24 protein-coding genes are annotated in these 20,086 nt (G+C 55.2%); 8 read left to right on the top strand and 16 right to left on the bottom strand.

Annotated features, from left to right (window positions below; all coding sequences use genetic code 11):
- The first annotated feature begins 22 nt into the window (after positions 1 to 22).
- Positions 23 to 1,879 (top strand): M3 family metallopeptidase, encoded by a 1,857-nt coding sequence (locus tag D4100_RS07075; RefSeq protein WP_119803761.1) that lies wholly within the window; start codon positions 23 to 25, stop codon positions 1,877 to 1,879.
- Between the two features lie 67 nt (positions 1,880 to 1,946).
- Here D4100_RS07075 and bhsA read toward each other — a convergent pair whose 3' ends face one another.
- Entirely contained in the window at positions 1,947 to 2,207 is a 261-nt protein-coding gene (gene bhsA, locus D4100_RS07070) for a multiple stress resistance protein BhsA (RefSeq protein ID WP_119803759.1), read from the bottom strand.
- Positions 2,208 to 2,372: 165 nt separating this feature from the next.
- Positions 2,373 to 3,011, bottom strand: coding sequence for a flavin reductase family protein (locus tag D4100_RS07065; protein WP_119803757.1), 639 nt, complete (start codon positions 3,009 to 3,011; stop codon positions 2,373 to 2,375).
- A gap of 120 nt (positions 3,012 to 3,131) precedes the next feature.
- Here D4100_RS07065 and rlmF point away from each other — a divergent pair, with 120 nt between their 5' ends.
- The 4 genes from rlmF (at position 3,132) to D4100_RS07045 (ending at position 6,623) form a co-directional block, all read left to right on the top strand.
- Positions 3,132 to 4,097, top strand: coding sequence for a 23S rRNA (adenine(1618)-N(6))-methyltransferase RlmF (rlmF, locus tag D4100_RS07060; RefSeq protein WP_119803755.1), 966 nt, complete (start codon positions 3,132 to 3,134; stop codon positions 4,095 to 4,097).
- A gap of 308 nt (positions 4,098 to 4,405) precedes the next feature.
- Positions 4,406 to 4,969, top strand: a complete 564-nt coding sequence (locus tag D4100_RS07055; protein ID WP_119803754.1) for a TetR/AcrR family transcriptional regulator — start codon at positions 4,406 to 4,408, stop codon at positions 4,967 to 4,969.
- A 17-nt stretch (positions 4,970 to 4,986) separates the two neighbouring features.
- Entirely contained in the window at positions 4,987 to 5,616 is a 630-nt protein-coding gene (locus D4100_RS07050; RefSeq protein ID WP_119803752.1) for a GNAT family N-acetyltransferase, read from the top strand.
- Positions 5,613 to 6,623: an alpha/beta hydrolase family protein gene (locus tag D4100_RS07045; protein ID WP_065506124.1), complete on the top strand. Its 1,011-nt coding sequence runs from the start codon at positions 5,613 to 5,615 to the stop codon at positions 6,621 to 6,623. Before D4100_RS07050 ends, D4100_RS07045 begins: the two co-directional genes overlap by 4 nt.
- Positions 6,624 to 6,762: 139 nt before the next feature.
- Here D4100_RS07045 and glnQ read toward each other — a convergent pair whose 3' ends face one another.
- The 5 genes from glnQ to dps all read right to left on the bottom strand — a co-directional run bounded on the left by glnQ (position 6,763) and on the right by dps (position 10,319).
- Complete coding sequence (glnQ, locus tag D4100_RS07040) at positions 6,763 to 7,485, bottom strand: glutamine ABC transporter ATP-binding protein GlnQ (protein ID WP_006322077.1); 723 nt, start codon at positions 7,483 to 7,485, stop codon at positions 6,763 to 6,765.
- Positions 7,482 to 8,141, bottom strand: coding sequence for a glutamine ABC transporter permease GlnP (glnP, locus tag D4100_RS07035; protein ID WP_006322079.1), 660 nt, complete (start codon positions 8,139 to 8,141; stop codon positions 7,482 to 7,484). The genes glnQ and glnP overlap by 4 nt, the downstream gene beginning before the upstream one ends.
- 105 nt (positions 8,142 to 8,246) lie before the next feature.
- Positions 8,247 to 8,990: a glutamine ABC transporter substrate-binding protein GlnH gene (gene glnH / locus D4100_RS07030; RefSeq protein WP_006322080.1), complete on the bottom strand. Its 744-nt coding sequence runs from the start codon at positions 8,988 to 8,990 to the stop codon at positions 8,247 to 8,249.
- Positions 8,991 to 9,361: 371 nt separating this feature from the next.
- Entirely contained in the window at positions 9,362 to 9,628 is a 267-nt protein-coding gene (locus tag D4100_RS07020) for a DksA/TraR family C4-type zinc finger protein (RefSeq protein ID WP_119803750.1), read from the bottom strand.
- Between the two features lie 187 nt (positions 9,629 to 9,815).
- The gene (gene dps, locus D4100_RS07015) at positions 9,816 to 10,319 is read right to left on the bottom strand and encodes a DNA starvation/stationary phase protection protein Dps (protein WP_119803748.1); all 504 of its coding nucleotides are present in this window, start codon (positions 10,317 to 10,319) and stop codon (positions 9,816 to 9,818) included.
- A gap of 394 nt (positions 10,320 to 10,713) precedes the next feature.
- Here dps and D4100_RS07010 point away from each other — a divergent pair, with 394 nt between their 5' ends.
- The gene (locus D4100_RS07010) at positions 10,714 to 11,253 is read left to right on the top strand and encodes a P-loop NTPase family protein (protein ID WP_119803746.1); all 540 of its coding nucleotides are present in this window, start codon (positions 10,714 to 10,716) and stop codon (positions 11,251 to 11,253) included.
- A gap of 4 nt (positions 11,254 to 11,257) precedes the next feature.
- On the opposite strand, the gene nanQ is transcribed toward D4100_RS07010, so the two are convergent.
- Together nanQ and rhtA are read right to left on the bottom strand one after the other, a co-directional pair.
- A complete protein-coding gene (gene nanQ, locus D4100_RS07005; RefSeq protein WP_043913176.1) occupies positions 11,258 to 11,725 on the bottom strand; it encodes an N-acetylneuraminate anomerase in 468 nt (155 codons plus the stop codon).
- Positions 11,726 to 11,871: 146 nt separating this feature from the next.
- Positions 11,872 to 12,759 carry a threonine/homoserine exporter RhtA gene (gene rhtA / locus D4100_RS07000; RefSeq protein WP_006322085.1) on the bottom strand — a complete coding sequence of 296 codons (888 nt, stop codon included), beginning with the start codon at positions 12,757 to 12,759 and terminating at the stop codon, positions 11,872 to 11,874.
- Between the two features lie 399 nt (positions 12,760 to 13,158).
- Between rhtA and ompX the strand changes: the two genes are divergently transcribed.
- The gene (gene ompX / locus D4100_RS06995; RefSeq protein WP_119803744.1) at positions 13,159 to 13,677 is read left to right on the top strand and encodes an outer membrane protein OmpX; all 519 of its coding nucleotides are present in this window, start codon (positions 13,159 to 13,161) and stop codon (positions 13,675 to 13,677) included.
- Between the two features lie 97 nt (positions 13,678 to 13,774).
- On the opposite strand, the gene D4100_RS06990 is transcribed toward ompX, so the two are convergent.
- Positions 13,775 to 14,758 (bottom strand): nitrilase family protein, encoded by a 984-nt coding sequence (locus D4100_RS06990; protein ID WP_006322089.1) that lies wholly within the window; start codon positions 14,756 to 14,758, stop codon positions 13,775 to 13,777.
- A gap of 93 nt (positions 14,759 to 14,851) precedes the next feature.
- Between D4100_RS06990 and D4100_RS06985 the strand changes: the two genes are divergently transcribed.
- The gene (locus D4100_RS06985) at positions 14,852 to 15,727 is read left to right on the top strand and encodes a LysR family transcriptional regulator (protein WP_119803742.1); all 876 of its coding nucleotides are present in this window, start codon (positions 14,852 to 14,854) and stop codon (positions 15,725 to 15,727) included.
- A 9-nt stretch (positions 15,728 to 15,736) separates the two neighbouring features.
- Here D4100_RS06985 and D4100_RS06980 read toward each other — a convergent pair whose 3' ends face one another.
- The 6 genes from D4100_RS06980 to D4100_RS06955 all read right to left on the bottom strand — a co-directional run bounded on the left by D4100_RS06980 (position 15,737) and on the right by D4100_RS06955 (position 20,030).
- Positions 15,737 to 16,267, bottom strand: a complete 531-nt coding sequence (locus D4100_RS06980; protein WP_119803740.1) for a GNAT family N-acetyltransferase — start codon at positions 16,265 to 16,267, stop codon at positions 15,737 to 15,739.
- 66 nt (positions 16,268 to 16,333) lie between these two features.
- On the bottom strand, positions 16,334 to 17,110 hold the full coding sequence (otnI, locus tag D4100_RS06975) for a 2-oxo-tetronate isomerase (RefSeq protein WP_119803738.1): 777 nt from the start codon (positions 17,108 to 17,110) through the stop codon (positions 16,334 to 16,336).
- A 255-nt stretch (positions 17,111 to 17,365) separates the two neighbouring features.
- Entirely contained in the window at positions 17,366 to 17,899 is a 534-nt protein-coding gene (locus D4100_RS06970) for a hypothetical protein (protein WP_119803736.1), read from the bottom strand.
- A 124-nt stretch (positions 17,900 to 18,023) separates the two neighbouring features.
- The gene (locus D4100_RS06965; RefSeq protein WP_006322095.1) at positions 18,024 to 18,791 is read right to left on the bottom strand and encodes a molybdopterin-dependent oxidoreductase; all 768 of its coding nucleotides are present in this window, start codon (positions 18,789 to 18,791) and stop codon (positions 18,024 to 18,026) included.
- A complete protein-coding gene (locus D4100_RS06960; RefSeq protein ID WP_006322096.1) occupies positions 18,784 to 19,389 on the bottom strand; it encodes a cytochrome b/b6 domain-containing protein in 606 nt (201 codons plus the stop codon). Before D4100_RS06960 ends, D4100_RS06965 begins: the two co-directional genes overlap by 8 nt.
- Positions 19,390 to 19,403: 14 nt before the next feature.
- Positions 19,404 to 20,030: a hypothetical protein gene (locus D4100_RS06955; protein WP_119803734.1), complete on the bottom strand. Its 627-nt coding sequence runs from the start codon at positions 20,028 to 20,030 to the stop codon at positions 19,404 to 19,406.
- Between the last annotated feature and the right edge of the window lie 56 nt (positions 20,031 to 20,086).

Genomic DNA, 20,086 nt, shown 5'->3' with positions numbered 1-20,086 from the left:
CATATTGGCCGAAAGGATGGTTATGCAACAGGCTCTCGATTACTTCAATCAATTGAATCAGGACTACCTCGAGGTTCACCGCACCAAAGAAGATCTGTTCTGGCAGAACTATATGGGTACCGGCGGTGATGGGGTTTCGGCGCGTTTCTCGGCGGCGGAAAGCGCCTACAAGCGTTTTATCGGCGAACCGCGTCGGTTGGCTGAAATTCGCCGATTGCTGGCCGCGCTGGAGATCCTGCCGCAGGATGCGCAGCGTGACGCGTTGCAACATGGGTTGAACGGTTGGCTGCGTTTCTTCGACTGCAACGCGATTGAAGATGTGCAAGCGCAAACGTTGCTGGATCAGATCATCAGCGCCGAGGCGGACCTTTATACCCGGCGCAAGGCCAACCCGGTCAGCCACCTGAATGCCGCAGGGCAGCGGGTGAATGCTTCGCTCGGCGAGCTGTTGACCAATCAGGCCACCAATGAAAACGAAGACTACCGCCGCAGTTCGCAAGAGGCGCTGCGCGAGCTGGAACAGTGGCTGCTGCACAATGGCCTGCCGGAACTGATTAGCCTGCGCAACCGCTTCGCACGCCAGATGGGTTTTCGCAACTATTTTGACTACAAGGTGAACAAAACCGAGCGTATGACGCCGGAACAGCTGTTCACCATCCTCGATCGTTTCGAGCTTCAGACCCGGGAAGCCAACTCACGCAGCTTGCAACAGCTGGCGGCGGAGAAGGGCGCGCAGGCGCTGGAGCCCTGGAACCTGCGTTTTGCCAGCGCCGGTGACGTGACCCGCCAGTTGGATCCCTATTTCCCGTTTGCTCAGTCGCTGGAACGTTGGATAAACAGCTTCAAACGGCTGCACATCGGTTTTCGCGGTGCGCAGATGGATCTCGATCTGCTGGTGCGCCCTGGCAAGTATGAAAACGGCTTCATGCACGGGCCGGTGCCACCGTTTATCCAGCAGGGCAAATGGCTGCCGGCGCGGATTAACTTTACCAGCCTGGCGCAGCCGGATCAGGTAGGCAGCGGCGCTCATGGCTTGAACACCCTGTTCCACGAGGGCGGGCATGCCGCGCACTTTGCCAATATTTGTCAGAACGCACCCTGTTTCTCGCAGGAGTTTCCGCCGACGTCAATGGCCTATGCCGAAACGCAATCGATGTTCTGCGACAGCTTGCTGGACGATGCCGATTGGCTGAAACGCTATGCGAAGAACGCCGCCGGCGAACCGGTGCCGGATGCGCTGATTGAGGCCAGTATCGCAGCACGCCAACCGATGCGGGCCTTCAACGAACGCCATATCTTGCTGGTGCCTTACTTTGAATGGGCGCTGTACCAGTGGGAGGATGAACAACGTACGCCGGAGGCGATTACCGCGCTGGCGCGCGAGGTAGAAAGCAAAATACTGGGTATCAGTGGCAGCCCGCGCCCGACGCTGGCGATCCCGCATCTGTTGTCGCTGGAGTCGGCCTGCTCGTATCAGGGCTATCTGCTGGCGTTGATGGCGGTTGAGCAGACGCGCCAATTCTTCCTGCAGCGCGACGGTTATCTGACCGACAACCCGGCGATTGGCCCGGATCTGGCGCGCCACTACTGGCTACCGGGCAACGGCGTCAGCCACGACGATACGCTGCGTAGCCTGACCGGCGAAGGCTTTAACCCGGACTATCTGGCGCAGGCCTGTAACCAGACGGTAGCGCAGTCCTGGCAGGAGGCGCGGCAGACTATTGCCGATGCCGCCGCCCGGCCGCAACCGGCGGCGGATTTCGATCTGGCGGCGCATATCCGGGTGGTGGATGGCGATCAGGTGCTGGCGGATAACGCTGAGGGCGACGATCGGATGTGTCGTGATTTCGCTGCGGCGATTAACGCTCGCCTGGCCTGACAGCCCATTGAAAAAAGCCCGCCGATAGCGCGTATCTGCGGGCTTTTTTTTATCTGAAATCAAATTCTTAGTTGTAGATTACCGCAGTGGCATGCATCAGGTTATTACCGCTGGTAGAGGTAATGGTAAAGGCTTTGGCGCCGGCCGCATCGGCTTTGGCCGCCAACTGAGCTTTCAGGGTGCTCAGGTCGGTAGCGCCGCTGGCGGTGATCACGCCGGCTTTTTCGAACTGGGCGGCGTCTTGTGCGCTGACATGCTCAGCGGCAAAAGAAGTGAAAGAAAGGGTAGCCAGAGCGATAGCAGCAGCAAAAGTTTTGATGTTTTTCATGAGAGTCATTCCTGTCAGTTTTGTAAGGGAGAAAGGGGCTTGCCTTTCGATGGAGTGATTATTGCGCAGTGACGGACAGGATGAAATCGGAGAGTATTGATAATCTTTTTCAGATTTTTTGATTGTTAACTCCCCCTTCTTCCCGCGGAAGAAAAGGGGGCTTGTTCAGCGCTTCAGGGCGTCCGGGCGCAGCAGATCGAAACGGTGCTGTTCCGAAATGCCGTAGTAGGCGCTCGGCCCGCCGGCGCGCAGGATCGGTTCGGCAGCGGCGGTTTGATACACGCCATGCTCGTCCAGCAACGCAGGGTCGATATGCACCGCGATCACTTCACCCAGCACCAGCCAGGTTTCCACTTTCTCGCCGGCGGCGCTTTGCAGCTGAATGCACTGCGTCAGGCGGCATTCAAAGTTTACCGGGCTTTCCGCTACGCGCTCGGCCTTCACTCGCCGGCCGGGCAGCGGCGTTACGCCGGCAAAGGCAAATTCATCTTCGCCGCGCGCCAGGCTGGCGGAACTGTTGTTCATGGCCTCGGCGAGCGGGCGCGTCGCCAGGTTCCACACAAACTCCCCGGTTTCCACGATATTCGCCACGCTGTCTTTCCAGCCGGTGCTGGCGAAGCCGATGATGGGCGGGCGGTAGTTGAAACAGTTAAAGAAGCTGTAAGGCGCCAAATTGCGCTGGCCGTTGGCGCCGACCGAGGAGATCCAACCTATAGGGCGCGGGCCGACGATGGCGTTCAGCGGATCGTGCGGCAGACCGTGGCCTGCGGCGGGTTCATAGTAATAACGGGACTCACTGCTCATAAATGACCTGGTGTGGATAAACCGAGCTTTTATTTTGACGGGTTTCTCGTCGGCTGCAAGTTTGACGTCGCTTTATGGTATCTTACGCGCCAGAAATGCCTTTAAAGAGAGCCCGTCACGGTGGAAAAAAAGAAAACCTTCCCGCAGCAGAAAAGCGGCCTGCACCCGCGTAACCGTCATCGCTCACGCTATGATTTTCCGGCGCTGATCGCCAGTTGCCCGGCTTTGGAGCCGTTCGTCAAACCGAACGCCTGGGGCGATATCTCGGTAGACTTTGCCGATCCGGCGGCGGTTAAAATGCTCAACCGTGCGTTGCTGCAACATTTTTATGGTATCGAACACTGGGATATTCCCGCCGACTACCTTTGCCCGCCGATCCCTGGGCGAGCCGATTACCTGCACCATCTGGCGGACCTGCTGGCCACCAGCAACGGTGGCGAGATCCCGCGCGGTAAAGGCGTGGCGATCCTCGATGTGGGCATTGGCGCCAACTGCATTTATCCGATCGTCGGCCTGCGCGAGTACGGTTGGCGTTTCACCGGTTCGGAGATCGACCCGGTATCGCTCAATTCGGCCAAGATGATCGTAGAGATGAACCCGACGCTGAGAAACAGCGTGCGTTTGCGCCTGCAGAAACAGCCGGAGTTTATTCTTGACGGCATTATCGGCGTGGCGGAGAAGTTTGACGCCACGCTGTGCAACCCGCCGTTCCACGGTTCAGAACAGGAAGCGCGCGCCAGCACTCGCCTTAAACTGCACAAGCTGGGTAAAGGCGAAGTGGCCGATAAGCCGATACAGAATTTCGGCGGCAAGAATAACGAACTGTGGTGTGAAGGCGGCGAAGAAGCCTTCGTGCGCAAGATGGTTGAAGAGAGCGTCGGCAAGGCACAGAACTGCCTGTGGTTTACCTCGCTTATCTCCAAAAATACTACTTTGCCAAGCATTTACCACGCACTGAAGCTGGCGGGCGCGGTGGAAGTGCGCACCATCGAGATGGCGCAAGGGCAAAAGATCAGCCGTTTCGTTGCCTGGACCTTCCATGACGCCGAACAGCAAGCTGCCTGGGCGGCGGAACGCTGGCATTGATTTTATCGGTGCTGGTTTTTTCGACCGGCACCTATAAATATTGTAATTTATTATCAATGAGTTGATGGATAATAAAGTTATTGCTCGTTTGTTTTTGAAAGAAAAATAGTCACCTCACTGAATAGAGCTACTCACCGGTCAGTCTTTCCCTCGTTTAACTATTCCCTGCCTCGATTGTTGAGCTTCTGTTTAAGCAAGCTGGCTTGACAGGATTTGAGTTACGCCTGAATATGAACGAACGTTCGTTCTTTATCAGTTTATTTAATCCTGGCGGCAATAGCCGTCTCTTCAACTGCAGGACAGGGCCGATGGGAAACCGTGAAAAAATCGTTGATGCCGCGTTGTACAGCTTTACCCACAAAGGGTTCCACCAGACCAGCATGCGGGATATTGCGCAGGTGGCAGGGGTTAGCGTGGGCAATCTCTACAATCACTTTGCCGGAAAGGAAGCGTTGATCGGCGAAATTGCGTTTATGGAGAGTCGTTTTTTTACCGAGCTGGCTACCCAATTGATGGCCGAAAAGGATCGGCCGAGGCAGGCGTTATCCGCTTTTTTTACCGCCTATTATGCTTTTGTTGCTTCACCGGACAACGTGCAACTGTCGGCGGAAATCGTGGCGGAAGTGGCACGAAACCCTGCCCTGGCCAAGACATTCAGCGCCAATCAGCAGCAACTGACGGATGCGCTGGAGCAGGTCATTACTCTGGCGCAACAAAGCGAAGTGATAGAGCCGGCATTAAATCCTCGCGAACTTGCCCAACTCATCCTTGACGCTATCGAAAGCCAGGCCTGGCGTCAGACGATTTTTCCATCCGGCACACCGACGGCGGTCACGCCAAACCCACTGCTGGAGCAGTTGATCTTCCGATAACAATAACGGAGACCGCGATGCTTGATGTGGAGCCTTATCGTGAATCCTGCCGTTTGCAGACGGCAGCGCTTATTTATTCCGCCTTCAGCGATAAATTTCGACGTCCGAGCGGTTTAAGCGCGCGTCAGCAGTGGCGGCTGTTTTACCGGCTGTGGAACTGGAAACAGCGTGACAGCCAAGAGCATAACTTTGTCGTCAGGCGATCCGGCAAGATAGTTGCGGCATTTGGATTGACCTTTGCCGACTCGTCGGGAAATGCCGTCTTACGGGGACGATCTCTGCCGATAATGCGTCTGTGCCGTTGCTACGGCCTGTGGAATTTTTGGCGGATGTACCTGCAAATTGCGGTGCTGCAGCATGTTCCTGCAGCCGATGAGGTCTATCTCTCATATCTGGCGGTGGATGAAACGCAGCGCGGAAAAGGCGTGGGAAAAATGTTGCTTCAATGGATAGACGAATATGCAGTGGCGCGTCGGCCGAACCTCCGACTATGTCTGCATGTGAGCCAACAAAACGTCGGTGCGCAGCACCTCTATCGGCAATGCGGCTTCAGGAGCGGTCAACCAAAGCAATACCTCTCGCTTTGGTTGCTGTTCCGCCAGGCCAGTTGGCTGGTAATGGAAAAAAACCTCGGAGTGGGACGATGAAAAAAATAGTGGCCTGCGCGTTGATGCTGATATTGGCGATGCTGGGGTGGGTCCTCTATGCCAATGATTACCAATTTATCACCGAACGGATCGCGCTGGAGGCAGGCGGAAATCGGTTGACCGGTACGCTAGTGCTACCTAAGCTCGCGTCCGGCAAACCGGGCGTGATCGTCTTCATTCATGGCGATGGCCCAGCCAACGCCAGCCTCGATGAAGGCTATTACAGCGTCTGGGAAACCATGGCGAAGCAAGGATACGCCGTCTTGGCCTTCGATAAAGCGGGTGTCGGCGGTTCCTCCGGCAACTGGCTGCATCAAACCATGAACGATCGGGCCAAAGAAGCGGTCGACATTATTGATTGGGCCAGAAAGGATGAGCGTTTTAATTCGCAATGCGTCGGACTGTGGGGGGCCAGTCAGGCCGGCTGGGTAATGCCGGAAATTGCCGGGCAACGACCGGATATCGCCTTTACGTTAGCGGTAGCGCCGGCAATTAACTGGCTTCGTCAGGGGCGTTATAACACCCGTGCGGAGATGGCCGCGGCGGCGATGACTGAACGACAGATTCAGACGCGCGAGGCGCAGGATCGACACCTGCTGTCGTTGCTTGGCCAGCCGAACGGCTATGCGCAGTACGGCAGAGAATATGGGCCTCTGGCGCCGTTAAGCGCCGATCGCTGGCGGTTTATTCGCGCCAATATGGCCAGCGATGCCACCAAGGGATTGCGTAACTTCACAACGCCGGTGCATCTGATCGTCGGTGGGCGCGATCTTAATGTGGATGTGGATGAAACCGAACGCGTGTATCGGCAAAATATTCCCGCCAGCCTGTTGACGGTCACGCGGATTGAGCGCGCTGACCACAAGATGTTAAAGCCACTGTTTGTCCGCCATCCGGTGCTGATCAATGTGATTGGCCTATTCGCCCCCCGATCGGTGCAGGATGAAGCTTATCTGCAGGACGTGGCGGCCTTCCTTGGCGACCAGCCTTGTAGCCGCGGTCGATAACCGCTTGGGGGCGGCAGGATGCTCGCCTGCGACTTAAAAAACAGGGAATACTCGGAAAATGGAGATGTGTGTGGCGTGAGAAAGCCGGCTAAAATAGAAACGGCGGGCGCAGAATGCGCCCGCCGCTGAGCAGGATAAATCAGGAAACGTGCTGCAGGAACTCTTGCAGGCGCGGGCTTGGCGGCGAGTTGATCAGATCGTGCGGGTTGCCGTCTTCGGCTATACGGCCCTTGTCGATGAAGATCAGACGCGACGCCACTTTCTCGGCAAAGCCGACTTCGTGGGTCACGATCACCATGGTCATGCCTTCTTCGGCCAGATCTTGCATAACCTTCAGCACTTCGTGACGAAGTTCCGGGTCAAGCGCCGAGGTGGGTTCATCGAACAGCATCATTTTCGGTTTTACCGCCAGCGCACGGGCGATAGCCACGCGCTGCTGTTGGCCGCCGGACAGTTCGGAAGGGTAGTGATGCGCGCGTTCCGCCAGGCCCACTTTGGCCAACAGTTCACGCGCCAGTTTTTCCGCTTCCGACTTTTTCAGACCGCGTACGCGGATCGGGCCAAAGGCGACGTTTTCCAGCGCCGTCAGGTGCGGGAACAGGTAAAACTGTTGGAACACCATGCCGGCTTCCTGACGGATCAGGCGATCGTCGACCTTGGGATCGTTGGCTTTCAGACCATCGACGAACAGATCGCCGCTGGTGATCTCTTCCAGTTTGTTGATGCAGCGCAGCAGCGTGGATTTGCCGGAGCCGGAAGGCCCGATAATCACTACGACTTCACCCTGGTTAATTTTCAGGTCGATATTGTGCAGCACTTGGGTTTGGCCAAAATGCTTGGAGACGTTTTTAAATTCAATCACAGGATTTTCATCCTTCTTTCCAGACGACGCAGAACGAAGCTCAGCACCAGGGTGATAATCAGATAGATAACCGCCACGGCGCTCCAGATTTCCAGCGCACGGAAGTTGCCGGCAATAATTTCCTGGCCCTGACGGGTCAGTTCCGCCACGCCGATCACGATGAACAGCGACGTGTCTTTAATGCTGATGATCCACTGGTTACCCAGCGGCGGCAGCATGCGGCGCAGCGCCAGCGGCATAATGACGTAACGGATGGTTTCACGGCGCGACAGACCCAACGCCAGGCCCGCTTCACGGAATCCGTTGTGGATCGACAACACCGCACCACGGGTAATTTCCGCAATGTAGGCGCCGGAGTTGATCATGATGGTGACCACCGCCGCGCTAAACGGATCTATGCGTAAATCGCTGAACGCCATTGGCAGGGCGAAGTAAATAAACATCACCTGCACCACGATTGGCGTACCGCGGATCACTTCGATGAACGCCAGGGCGATATGGTTGGCAATCCAACCGCCGTAGGTACGGGCAAAGCCGGCGACAAGGCCGATGATCAGGCCGCCAGTCAGACCGAGGACCGAAATCCACAGGGTCATTTTGGCGCCTTCTAACAGAATGGGGATGGCGGGCCAGATGGCGCTCCAGTCGAACTGCATGGTGTTTTCTCCCGATGATCCCAACGCTGGGAATCAGATACAACAAAGCGCAGGGGCTAAGGCACAACCCCCGTGCTCAAGTTAAACAGTGGCTGACTTCACCCGTTATTTAGGTTCGGTACCGAACCATTTTTTGTAGATTTCGTTGTAGGTACCGTTGTCGCGCAGCGTTTTCAACGCCCCGTTCACCTTCACGCGCAGATCGTCACTGCCTTTCGGGAAGGCGATGCCGTATTGCTGGGCTTCCAGAGATTCACCGACGGTTTTGAACTTGCCTGCGCCTGCGGTTTTAATGAAGTACAGGATGTTTGGCGTATCGTGCAGTACCGCGTCAGCGCGCTTGGTACCCAGTTCCATATAGGCGTTATCGATGTTCGGGAACTGACGCAGATCTTTGGTTTTGATGTTCTGCTTGGCGTAATCCACCGAGCCGGTGCCGCTCTTCACCGCTACCACTTTACCGTCCAGATCCTTCACGCTTTTTACGCTGTCGTCGTTGGCATTAACCATAACCAACAGGCCGCTTTTGTAGTAACCGTCGGAAAACTCGATGGCTTTTTTACGTTCTTCGGTGATGGTGATGCCTGCCAGCGCCAAATCGATGTTTTTGGTTTGCAGCGCCGGGATAATGCCGCTGAAATCCATAGGTTTCAGGGTGTAATCCAATTTCAGTTCTTTAGCGATCGCGGCCCACAGGTCGATATCGAAGCCAACGTATTTGTCGCCTTGTTTGAATTCAAAAGGAACGAATGCGGTATCGGTTGCGACGACCAGTTTGTCTGCTGCGTGGGAGCTTACGGCAAAAGCCAGCGAAAGTGCGGCCAGGGAGACTTTGAAAATTGACTTCATGTGAGGAATTTCCTGTACAGGTTGCGGATTACCCATTTTTTATATTGCAGTTGGTGCCATGAAAAAATCGTGCCATGTTTGCAACTACCATAAAAACAAAGAGTTGTGATGCGATGTTGTGCCTTAAAGGCGTATTATTATTTTTATGCACCAAACTGAGGCCCCAAAATGGTGCTTTTGGTTTCGTGCTGGTGCATTGGCCTATCATTAACCAAATAATGGGGGTGAAACAACCGATAGTTAACAGTTTCGCTTCAATATTGATAACTAACTCTAACTTTTATGATTCATGGTTGTTGCATATGGTGCAGGAGTGTTCGATAAGTACAGAAAATGGCTTCAGAACCCGGTGCTCTTGATTAGCCGCCACCTTAGCGCAACTGGCTGTCTTTGCTTCCGCGCCGGTTATACAAGCCGCTGTCGGCCTGCTTTTTGTCCTGTTCGGTTTGGCAGACCAGACAATAGCGGACGCCTTTTAACGCCTGGCGGCGCACCAGGGGGATTTCTTCGCCGCACTCCTGACAATAACGTTCGCTTTCACCTTGACCCAGTGCATGTCGTGCACGTTGCACTGCATCATCAACGGTGGAGTCGATTTGATCCTGTACGGCACCATCCGCCGCCCATCCGTTTGCCATGTTGACCTCGCTTCGGTGTCTTCGCCGTATTCCTCTGTATATAACGCGACCAGGCGCTGTCTGATTAAGTCTACTATGGGCGTTTTTTTGAGCAATTCAAGCGGCGCAAAAAGAAAAACAGGCCGGAGAAAAAGCCCGCAGCCTGTTTAATCCCGCAAAGCGGGTTGGGGATAACGCTTACCGGGGGTTATTCAATATTGGATTCGATAAACCACAGGTACTTGTCCAGATCGCGTGATGCGGCAGTGAACATATCGGCAGTATCTTCATCTTCTACTTCGGAGATGGCCTTGCGAATGTCGTTCGCCACTGCGCCATAACGATCCGCCAAGGCTTTCAGATGTTCTTGCACGCTGTGGATGTTGGTTGGGTAGCTTTTCAGGGGCGTTTTATCGTTCACCACCTGCACGGTACCCAGTGCCACGCCGCCCAACTGCACTATGCGCTCGGCGAAGGTATCCTGATGCTCGGTGATCGCGGTGCGGAACCCGTCCAGCATTTCATGGACGGCAATAAAGTTGGCACCGCGCATATTCCAGTGTGCCTGTTTGGTGATCAACGACAGGTCAATAAACTGCACTACCTGATGGTTCAGGGCCTTGATAGCAGCCAGTTTTGTTTTTTCGTCCATGTCATTACGGGTGTAAAGCAGATCAGAAGATTTCGTTTTCACCAGTTTAGCGGTACTCATATCAGATATCCTCTTTGTGGGTCGTTGTCCTATTTTTGTCACGGAAATAATTATAGCAGCCATATTCATTCTTGCAGCACGAAAATGGCTATTGGATAAATAGGTCATAACGAATGGAAAATTGGCATTAGAAATTAAAATGCAATTTTCTCCACTCGTTTTATTTAATTAACCAATTGAATTTTATGTATTTATATCTTTAAAGATAGAGTGTGATTCGAGCGATGATAATAATTTAAATATGAGGAGTTGCCGTTGTGGTTTTATTTTTCATAAGAATATATTTTTAATTGGTAGTTATTGTGTAAGCATATTAATTGACTGTTAATTCAGGTTGATAGCTTGATAACATCTGGTTAAAATAATTCCCCCTCTTATTTATCGCTATAATCCTATGAAAATTAACGTAGTGGGAACCAGCGGCAGTGGCAAAAGCACGGTGGCGCGCCAGTTGGCAGAGAAATTCGCAGTCCCTTATATCGAGCTGGATAGGCTGTTTTGGCGGCGGGACTGGCAAGGCACGCCGGATGACGAGTTTTTGGCCCGTCTCGCTCAGGTGTTGGGCGATGCGGACAGCGGCTGGGTGCTGGACGGCAATTATACCCGAACCAAATCGCTCAAGTGGCGTGAGGTCGATTGGGTCGTGTGGGTGGACTACGGGTTCTGCCGCACGTTGTTTCAGGCGGTGCGCCGTGCGGCCATGCGCGCCTGGACCCGCACTGAATTGTGGCCCGACACCGGTAATCGTGAAAGTTTTCGCCGCTCTTTTTTCAGCCGCGACTCGATAATTCTGTGGACCCTCAAAACCTACCGTAAAAACCGGGCCAGTTACCTTGATGATATGAATAATGCCCGGTATGGGCATATCCGTTTCATTCGGCTGCGTTCACCCGGGCAGACCCTGGAGTTTATTCGTTCTTTACCCCAAGGTTAATCGACTACAGCAGCAGGCTGTAATGCACGTTCACCACCGCTTTCTTGATAACCGTTGGGGCAGTCAACTGGCAGTTGGGTTGATGCGGCTCATGGGGCAAGAAGATGGCGTACATACCGGGAAACATATGCAGCGTTTGGCGATGGCGGCTGATATCCGACAGTTGCTGATCCTGCTTCTCGTCGTAGGGCTGATCGCTTTGCCAACCTCCCGGCAGCCCGTAATCGATGCGCTCTTCGCCGCTGATTAGCAGATGGATAGCGGCATATTCCCGATGCAGTTCGGCTCGATGGGCTTGCGCCGGCCCGGTTGTCAGCGACATTACCTCCATAAAGAGCTTCTCGCCGTCGATCTCATGCCGCCCCAGCGCCAGCTCAGGCAGATCGTATTGACGGAGGGCCGTAAGGGCTTTAACCAATATCGGCGACATGCCACGGCCGTAGCGTGGGTTAAACAGGGTGTTATAAATCACTTTAGTTTTCTCCATGTGATCAACCCAGCCGGGTTGGGTTCCATAAAAAGCATCGGTTGCTGTGGGAATAGTATGCCTGCTTATCAGTGCGAAAACAGTTAACCCGCCAGCATTCCGCTTCTGGCAAATGTGGGCGTATCCGATTTTCAGGACAGTTTTTCGATTTGCGGTTTGGATTTGATGGTCAGAGTCGAGCCCATCGATGCCGCGATAATCGCCGCCAGAGCCAGCCATTGCACCGGGGTCAGGTGCTCATTAAGGAACAGCATGCCGGAAAGTGCCGCCATTGCCGGCTCAAGGCTCATCAGAGTGCCGAAGGTACGCGCCGGGATTTTGGGCAGTGCGATGATCTCCAGCGAATAAGGCAGTGCGGTGGAGAGGATCGCCACCGCCAGCGCCGTGGGCAGAATATCGACATTCAGCAATACGCTACCGGCTTGCCAGGCCCCAATCGGGCAGAATACCAAAGCGGCTATCAGTGAACCGACCGCCACCGTGCCTGGCCCGTGATCGCCGCCGGCCTTCTGGCCAAAAATAATATAGACCGCCCAGCAGGCGCCTGCGCCAAGCGCACAGGCCGCGCCAAACGGGTCGATGCTGCCCATATCATGGCCAAGTGGCAACAGGAACCACAACCCGACCAGCGCCAGCGCTACCCATAAAAAGTCGATCGCGCGGCGTGAGGAAAACATGGCGACCGCCAGCGGCCCGGTGAACTCCAGCGCCACGGCGATACCGAGCGGCAGGGTGCGCAGCGAAAGGTAAAACAGGTAATTCATGGCGCCCAGCGCCAGGCCATAGACCAGCAGCGGCAGGCGGCTGCCGGCGGCGAAACGCATGCGCCATGGGCGGAAGATAATAAACAGAATCAACGTACCGATGCTTAGGCGCAGCGTGGTGATCCCTTCCGCGCCTACCAGCGGAAACAGGCTTTTGGCCAGCGAGGCGCCGCCCTGGATCGACACCATGGCGATGATTAACAAACAGATGGGTAGCAGCGCGGAAGACGCTTTAGCGGGTGTAGACGCAGACATCCTTATGAGCCTTTTGTTCGCCTTCCACAGCCTTGGGAAGACAGTCGAAATCTGGATGAGGGCAGTGTAAATGAAATGAGGTAAATGTGTCTGCGAAAAGCGTGCGAAACGATAAATGCTGCCACCTTCCTGCGCTACAAAAGCAGATTTGGTCAAAAAGTGCGCATTTATTTCGGAATTGTCTGGATATTAAATAGGTGATTGTTGTCACACAAAAGAGTAGAATGCGGCTCGAAAATAGAGCGAAAAGAAGCAGATACACTGTTCTTGAAATCTTATGTTACACGATATAAAGCGTTAGACACTCATTTTAAGGCAGAGTTTCACGCTAATTTTTGCTATATTTTCAATGCATGAACAAATGGATTTACTTAAAAATATAACGCGTTTGAGGTGGTTATGAAAAAAATTGCATGTCTTTCCGCAGTAGCAGCCTGTGTATTAGCAGTAACCGCAGGTACCGCATTCGCTGGTCAGAGCACCGTATCCGCTGGCTATGCGCAGGGTGATCTCCAAGGCGTTGCCAACAAAGCCGACGGTTTCAACCTGAAGTACCGTTACGAGTTCGACAACAGCCCACTGGGCGTGATCGGTTCCTTTACCCATCTGGAAAAGAACGGTTCTCAAGACGGTTACTACGGTAAAGCGCAGTACAACTCAATCACTGCCGGTCCAGCTTACCGCTTCAACGACTGGGCAAGCATCTACGGTGTAGTTGGTGTTGGCTACGGCAAAAACATCGCTAATGCACAAGATGGCACCGATCGTAACGGCAACAGCGACTACGGCTTCACTTACGGCGCTGGTCTGCAGTTCAACCCAATCCAGGAAGTTGCTCTGGACGTAGGTTACGAGCAGAGCCGCATCCGCAGTGTTGACGTTGGCACCTGGATGGTTGGCGTAGGCTACCGTTTCTAAGATTTCTCCATGCCTGCGGGCGTGAGCGTGCGGTGCAGTTGGCCGTACCGGATAAAAATCCGCCTTCGGGCGGATTTTTTTTGCCTGAAATTCGGCGCTACTTACCCAATTTTTGCGCCGGTTGCGACGAGAAACGGGCGCTGCGGGCATCACGCTCGTAACCCTGAGGTTCCGTAAGGATGCCATATAATGCCGGTCGACGACCGTGGATCCAGCGCCGCCCGGTGCTGAGCGGGATCAACGACAGATCGAGATCGGCGATCACCATTTTATCTTCTGCCGCCCATGTCTCCGCCAGAATACGGCCATAGGGATCGAGGATCATCGCGTTGCCGGTGCGCACTTCGTCGTCATCGCGACCCACGCCGTTGCTGAACAGAATAAACAGGCCATTGTCATGTGCGCGCGCCGGTAACCAGCGCATTAGCCAGCCGCGGCCATGTTCGCCCCGAAAGGCTTCTTCTATCGCCGCCGGATGCTCTTTGCGCTGCTGCCATAGTGCCAGCGGGATCGGCTTCATGCCGTGCGGGCTGCGCGAGTGGGTGCCACCGGTCTGGTGCGGTGCCAACAGCACGTCTGCTCCCAGCAGAGCGGTGGCGCGTACGTTTTCCACCAGGTTATTGTCCCAGCAAATCAGAACGCCCATCCGCACTCCCCAGGGGGTATCGAACAGGGTAAAGCTGTCGCCGCTGGCTATCGCCTCATGTTCAAAGGCGTGCAGTTTACGGTGAACGTGAAGGCCACCGTCAGGCAGGCATACGGCGTAGGCGTTGTAATAGTTGCCATCCTCGCCCAGCTCAATCAACCCGACGCCGATTGCCATATTATAGCGTTCCGACAACGGACGAATGCGCGCCAGCGAAGGGCTGTCGGCGATCGGTTCCGCCAGCGCGCCAATCTCGCCGGCGCTGAGGTGCCGTACGTGCCAGTAGCCGGTAATGCACATTTCCGGAAAGGTTAATACCTGGATCTGTTCGGCGGCGGCGCGGGCGATAAAGCCCTCCATCACCGACAGGTTGTAGTTTTTATCATTGGCGCGATGCTGAAATTGCACCGTCGCGGCGCGCAGAGAGGTTGTCATAAGGTTACCTTTGGCTGTTATCTGGCGTTGATTACAGCAGGCATATTGATTACTGTATAATCAATTAAATTCCTAAATCGATAACCTGGTGGAATGGATATAAAACAACTGCGCGCCTTCGTGGTGCTGGCCGAACAGGGTAATTATCGTCTGGCGGCGGAGCGGCTGTGCATCACTCAGCCGGCGTTGAGCAAACAGATCCAGTCGCTGGAAATGCTGCTCGGCGCCCGGCTGTTTAACCGTGGTCGCCAGGGCGCTCAGCTTACCGCCAGCGGGCAGCGGTTGTATCCCGAAGCCCAGACGTTGGTTGACCGGCATCTGCAGTTTCAACAGCACGCTTTGCGGGTGGTACAAGGGGAGGCGGGGCGGCTGGCGCTCGGGTTCGGCCTGTCCAGCTTTCATTTGGCGCCGCGGCTGGTCGCCGCCTTCCGTCAACGTTTTCCAGCGGTTGCCGTGGGGCTGGAGGATCTGCCCTCGGAGCAGCAATATCAGCTGTTATTGCAGGGAGAATTGCAGGTGGGGTTCGTGCGGTTACCGGTCAGTGCGCCGCTGCGGGCCACGGCATTGCTGAGCGATCGGCTGGTATTGGCGGCACCATCGACGCTGGCGCTGCGGACGGAAACCCTGATGGAGCAATTTAACTCGTTGCCACTGTTGCAACTGACGCCCAAGCGCGGGCGCGGCCTGAGCGATCAGTCGCTGCGCTTTATTGCCGCGCATCAACTGACGCCGCATGTGGTGCAGCAGGCCGGGGACATCCAGACGCTGCTGGCGCTGGTTGCCGCCGGCATTGGCGTGGCGCTGTTGCCGCAAAGCGTCACCCATATTGTGCCGACGGGCATCGACATTTTAGCGTTAAGCGGTGCTTTGACCGAATGGCAGGTGGGCATTGCCTGGAACCCGCAGCAACCCGACGCGTTACGGGATAATTTTATTCAGGTTGCGCTGGCGACGGCACAGGCGCCTTAAAGCCCGCGTTCATAAGGGGCAGTGCATCACCACAATCGGATTCTGATGGTATTCACTGCGGTGGCTTTCGCTAAAACCGACTTTTCTTGCCAGCGCCAGAGAAGGCTGGTTCTCCGGCGAGATAATGCATACCGCCTTATCGCCGGGTAAGTGCTCTTTCCCCCAGGCCAATGCCGCCCGCAACGCTTCGGTGGCATAACCTTTGCCTTGTGCCGCCGTTACCAGCGTCCAGCCCATCTCCGGGGCATCGAGCGCCGGGATAATAGTGCGCTGGAAGTCGGCAAAACCGATGCCGCCAAGATAAGCGCCGCTGATTTTATCGCGTACCGCCCAGTAGCCATAACCCAATAGCGCCCAGTGGCCGACGTAACGCATCAGGCGGCCCCAGGAGTCTTCACGATCCCTCGGCGTGCCGCCGATATAGCGCACCACCTCGGGATCGGCCCACATGGCGGCCAGCGATTCAAAGTCGTCAAGCCTATGCGCATCCAGGCGTAAACGTTCGGTCAGCAGCGTCGGAGCGGTGGTGATAAGCGGCATTGTTTTTTCCTGCACAGAGCCAAAAGTGGTGTGTGGAGTATGCCAGAGAAGTGACATCGCCAGCTATTAGAGGTAAGGCTTTATCCAGCCAAGACCGGCACCGGTTTCGCCACGGGGTTTGTACTCGCAGCCGATCCAGCCCTGGTAACCTATATTGTCCAACTGAGCGAACAGCCAGGGATAATTAAGCTCGCCATCGTCAGGTTCATGGCGATCTGGCACCGATGCGATCTGAATATGAGCATAGCGCCCGGCCAGCGAGGTTATCAGGCCGCCGATATTGCCATCCACCAGCTGAGCATGGAAAAAATCAAACTGAATGAAAACGTTCGGGCGATCGATAGCCTCGACCAGTTGCGCGGCCTGATGTTGGCTGGAGAACAGATACCGGGGCTTTACCTGCGGGCTGAGGGCTTCGATTAAAACCTTGATGCCGTGCCTGGCGAAGGTATCGGCGGCATAGCGGATATTGCCGATAAAGGTCTCGCGATAGCGCTGCCACTGCGCTCCCGGCGGGACCAAACCGGCCATCACGTGTACACAGGGGCAATTGAGAGTGATGGCGTAGACCAGCGCACGTTCGATATCGGCGCGCGCATCCTGTTCGCGGCCAGGGACTGCCGCCAGGCCCCATTCACCGGCTTCAACATTGCCCGGCGGGGCATTGAACAGCACCTGTTGCAGATCATTACGCCGCAGCCGTTCCGCCAGCAATTCGGCTGGATATTCATAGGGGAACAGGAATTCCACCGCCTTGAATCCTGCGCCCGCGGCGGCCTCGAACCGCTCCAGGAATGGCAGTTCGTTAAACATCATCGATAAATTGGCAGCAAATTTAGGCATGTCCCAACTCCGTAATCCGGTAATTTCGCGATGGTACAGGGCTGTATCGGTGCGCAGAAATGATTTTGCAGATGGATATCAGAAAATGAGGTTTAAATAGAGAAACCCCCAGGCGGGGGTTATTGCGGCGAAGTGAATTTATTGCTGAAGATAATCGGCCCTGGCTCGCCAAGGCTACCGCGCTCACGCCATTCCTGACATCTTTCCTCCCACCAGGCATCGTGGAAGGTTTGTATGGCTTTCAGTCGCTGCTCTTTAATGCTCAGATCTGTTGAAGCTTGTTCCTGCGGTTGTTCTGATACGCTGGATTTCGATAACATAGAGTCCGTCCTTTATGAATTCCATTCTGTATAAATACTGTACTCCTTGGGCGTGTTTTTTCAACAAAGAATCATAGATTTTGGCTAATGCGGGCCTTAATGGTGCGCTAAAAACAAGCCTGGCCTGGGATCGAGCGGCGAAATTGATGATTGCTTCGCCAACCCCTTTAACGAACAACAGTTCGCGTTCACGAAAGGTGTAATTCATGGTGGTGTAGGTATCGAATGCCGAATGCTTTTGTCCGACGGTAAAATTCAACGCTTCGATATTATAAAACTCCAGCATATAAGCGTTATCTAAAATTTCCGAATCGACATAAATATGCATAAACCAATGGTGCATTTCCTGGGTTATCTTTTTGATATCGAGATAGTATTTCGCTGCACGTCCCCCACCTTTGTTCACCGTTATCTGATATCTGAATGTGCCCGCCACCCAGGTGTGCCACGCCCTGACATCAATATCCATGATAAAATCCTTTTTGTTATTACTTTTCCTATAGTTACCTTCCTTGCTAGCGGTGAATTATTAACGGGGATTAATGTTCTTTTCCAGCCGGCGGGGTGGGTTCTGCGCAGTACTGCGCAGAAAACTAAATACCGCTAAACCAGTTATAGCCCTGATCTTCCCAGTAGCCGCCGGGATTGGTATCGCTGACAAAAATGGCAGCGATATGCTTGGCGTTCTTGAAGCCCAGTTTGGTGGGCACCCGCAGCCGCAGCGGGTAGCCGTAGTCCGCCGGTAGCGCCTTGCCGCCGAAATCCAGAGCCAGAAGGGTCTGAGGGTGCAGCGCGGTGGCCATGTCGATGCTGGAGTAATAACGATCCGCGCACTTGAAACCGACGTAGCGGGCGTTCAGATCTGCGCCGACATGTTGCAGGAAGCTGCGCAGCGGTACGCCGCCCCATTGCCCGATGGCGCTCCAGCCTTCGATGCAGATCAGCCGGGTTATCTGGCTTTGCTGCGGCAGGCGCTGCAATTGTTCCAGCGTCCAGGGGGCGTTTTTTTCCACCTTGCCGGAAACCTCCAGCCGATAGCTGGCGAGATCCACCTCCGGGACGTTGTACTCGGGGTAAAACGCGTTGAACGGGAAGGGGTGAGTAATCTGATCCGGCCGATAGGTTTGCGCCAGCCGCTGGCCGCTGAACAGCCAGGCCTGCACCCGATCGTTCCAGCGCGACATGGCCCACAGCACTTTATCCACCTGATCGCCGTCCTGCAGGTTACAACCGGTCAGCATGGCGATGCCGCCTAGCGTCAGGCCGGAGCGCAGCATCAGGCGACGTTGCAGGTTGACCAGCTGTTTTTTCTGATCCGGTTCCAGGGCCGGCGTCGAAGGGCGCCGTTGTTTATCATTCATGTTTGCCACCCGTAATCATTGCCCATAGCGTGCGTGGCACGATAATCACCATCAGCAGGTGAATCACTACAAATAACCCGATGGCGGACATGGCGAAAAAGTGCACGTAGCGCGCGGTGTCAAACCCGCCGAACAGGTCCACCAGGCCTTGTAGCTGCACGGGTTTCCAGATGGCCAGTCCGGAGAGCACCAACAGCAGCCCCAGTACCAGTACGCCGAGGTACATCAACTTCTGAATGGCGTTATAGCGGCCGTGTTGATGCTTCAAACGCAGCGTTAGCGCCTGCCCGATATCGCGCCGCAGCGCGCCGAGGCCGAGCGGCAGCAGATCGCGCCGAAAATGGCCGCTGAACAGGCTCCACAACAGGTAGCACAACGCGTTAAAAGCCAGCAGCCACATCACCGCCAGATGCCAACCAATCGCGCCGCCCAACCAGCCGCCGAGTGTCATCTGCGGCGGAAAACGGAAGCCGAACAGCGGTGAAGCGTTATAGATTTCCCAGCCGCTCATGAACATGCAAATCATGGCGAACAGGTTAACCCAATGGGTGATCCGGACCGGCCAACGATGCACCGGCCGCGGCGCGTTGGTTTTCATCTTTTTCTCCCGAATCACATTGGCGGCACGGTGCCGTCTTTACCGGCGGAAATGCGGGTGGCAACACGTTCGCCTTTATCGTCAGTGGCGGAGAACAGCACGATATGCGCGCCCGGTTTCAACAGGCTGCGATCGCCGGGATCCAGGGTGACGATCGGCACATCTTCCGGTACGGCGACGGTTTTCTGCTGGTTGCCGTAGGTCACGGTCAGGGTGCGGCCGTTGGATTTCACCAGCTTGCCGACGGTGCCGTTGGTCATGGTGTCTACCTTGCCGTCGGCGGATTCCCAGGCCGAATGACCCTCGCCGGTGCCGCGCAGGCTGGCGGCGAACACGTGCACTTCCAGCGCTTTCAGGGTGCCATCCGCTTGCGGTACGGCGGCGGTGCCGATAAAGCTGTCCGGCTTGATATCCTCCAGCGTGCCTTTCGAAACGCTGAACACCTTGGTTTGGTCGTTGATTTTTACGCTGACCTTTTCCCCTTTACGGTCAGTCAATTGCAGGCTGTTGTCGGTGATTTGATCGATGGTGCCACGCAGTGGGGCAATGACTTTTCCCGGTGCCGGGGCGGCGGCGGCAATGCCGCTGCACAGCATCAGGGTGGACAGCAATAAACCGGCAAAACGATGACGGGTAATCATAAAGTTCTCCTTTGTATGGGTTGCCGGTTAAGCATGGTCGAACAATAGGGACAGCA

This window comes from Serratia inhibens (genome assembly GCF_003591175.1).
GTDB lineage: Bacteria > Pseudomonadota > Gammaproteobacteria > Enterobacterales > Enterobacteriaceae > Serratia > Serratia inhibens.
The sequence above is the reverse complement of the archived record's forward strand: the minus strand, read 5'-3'. Positions and strand labels throughout refer to the sequence as shown.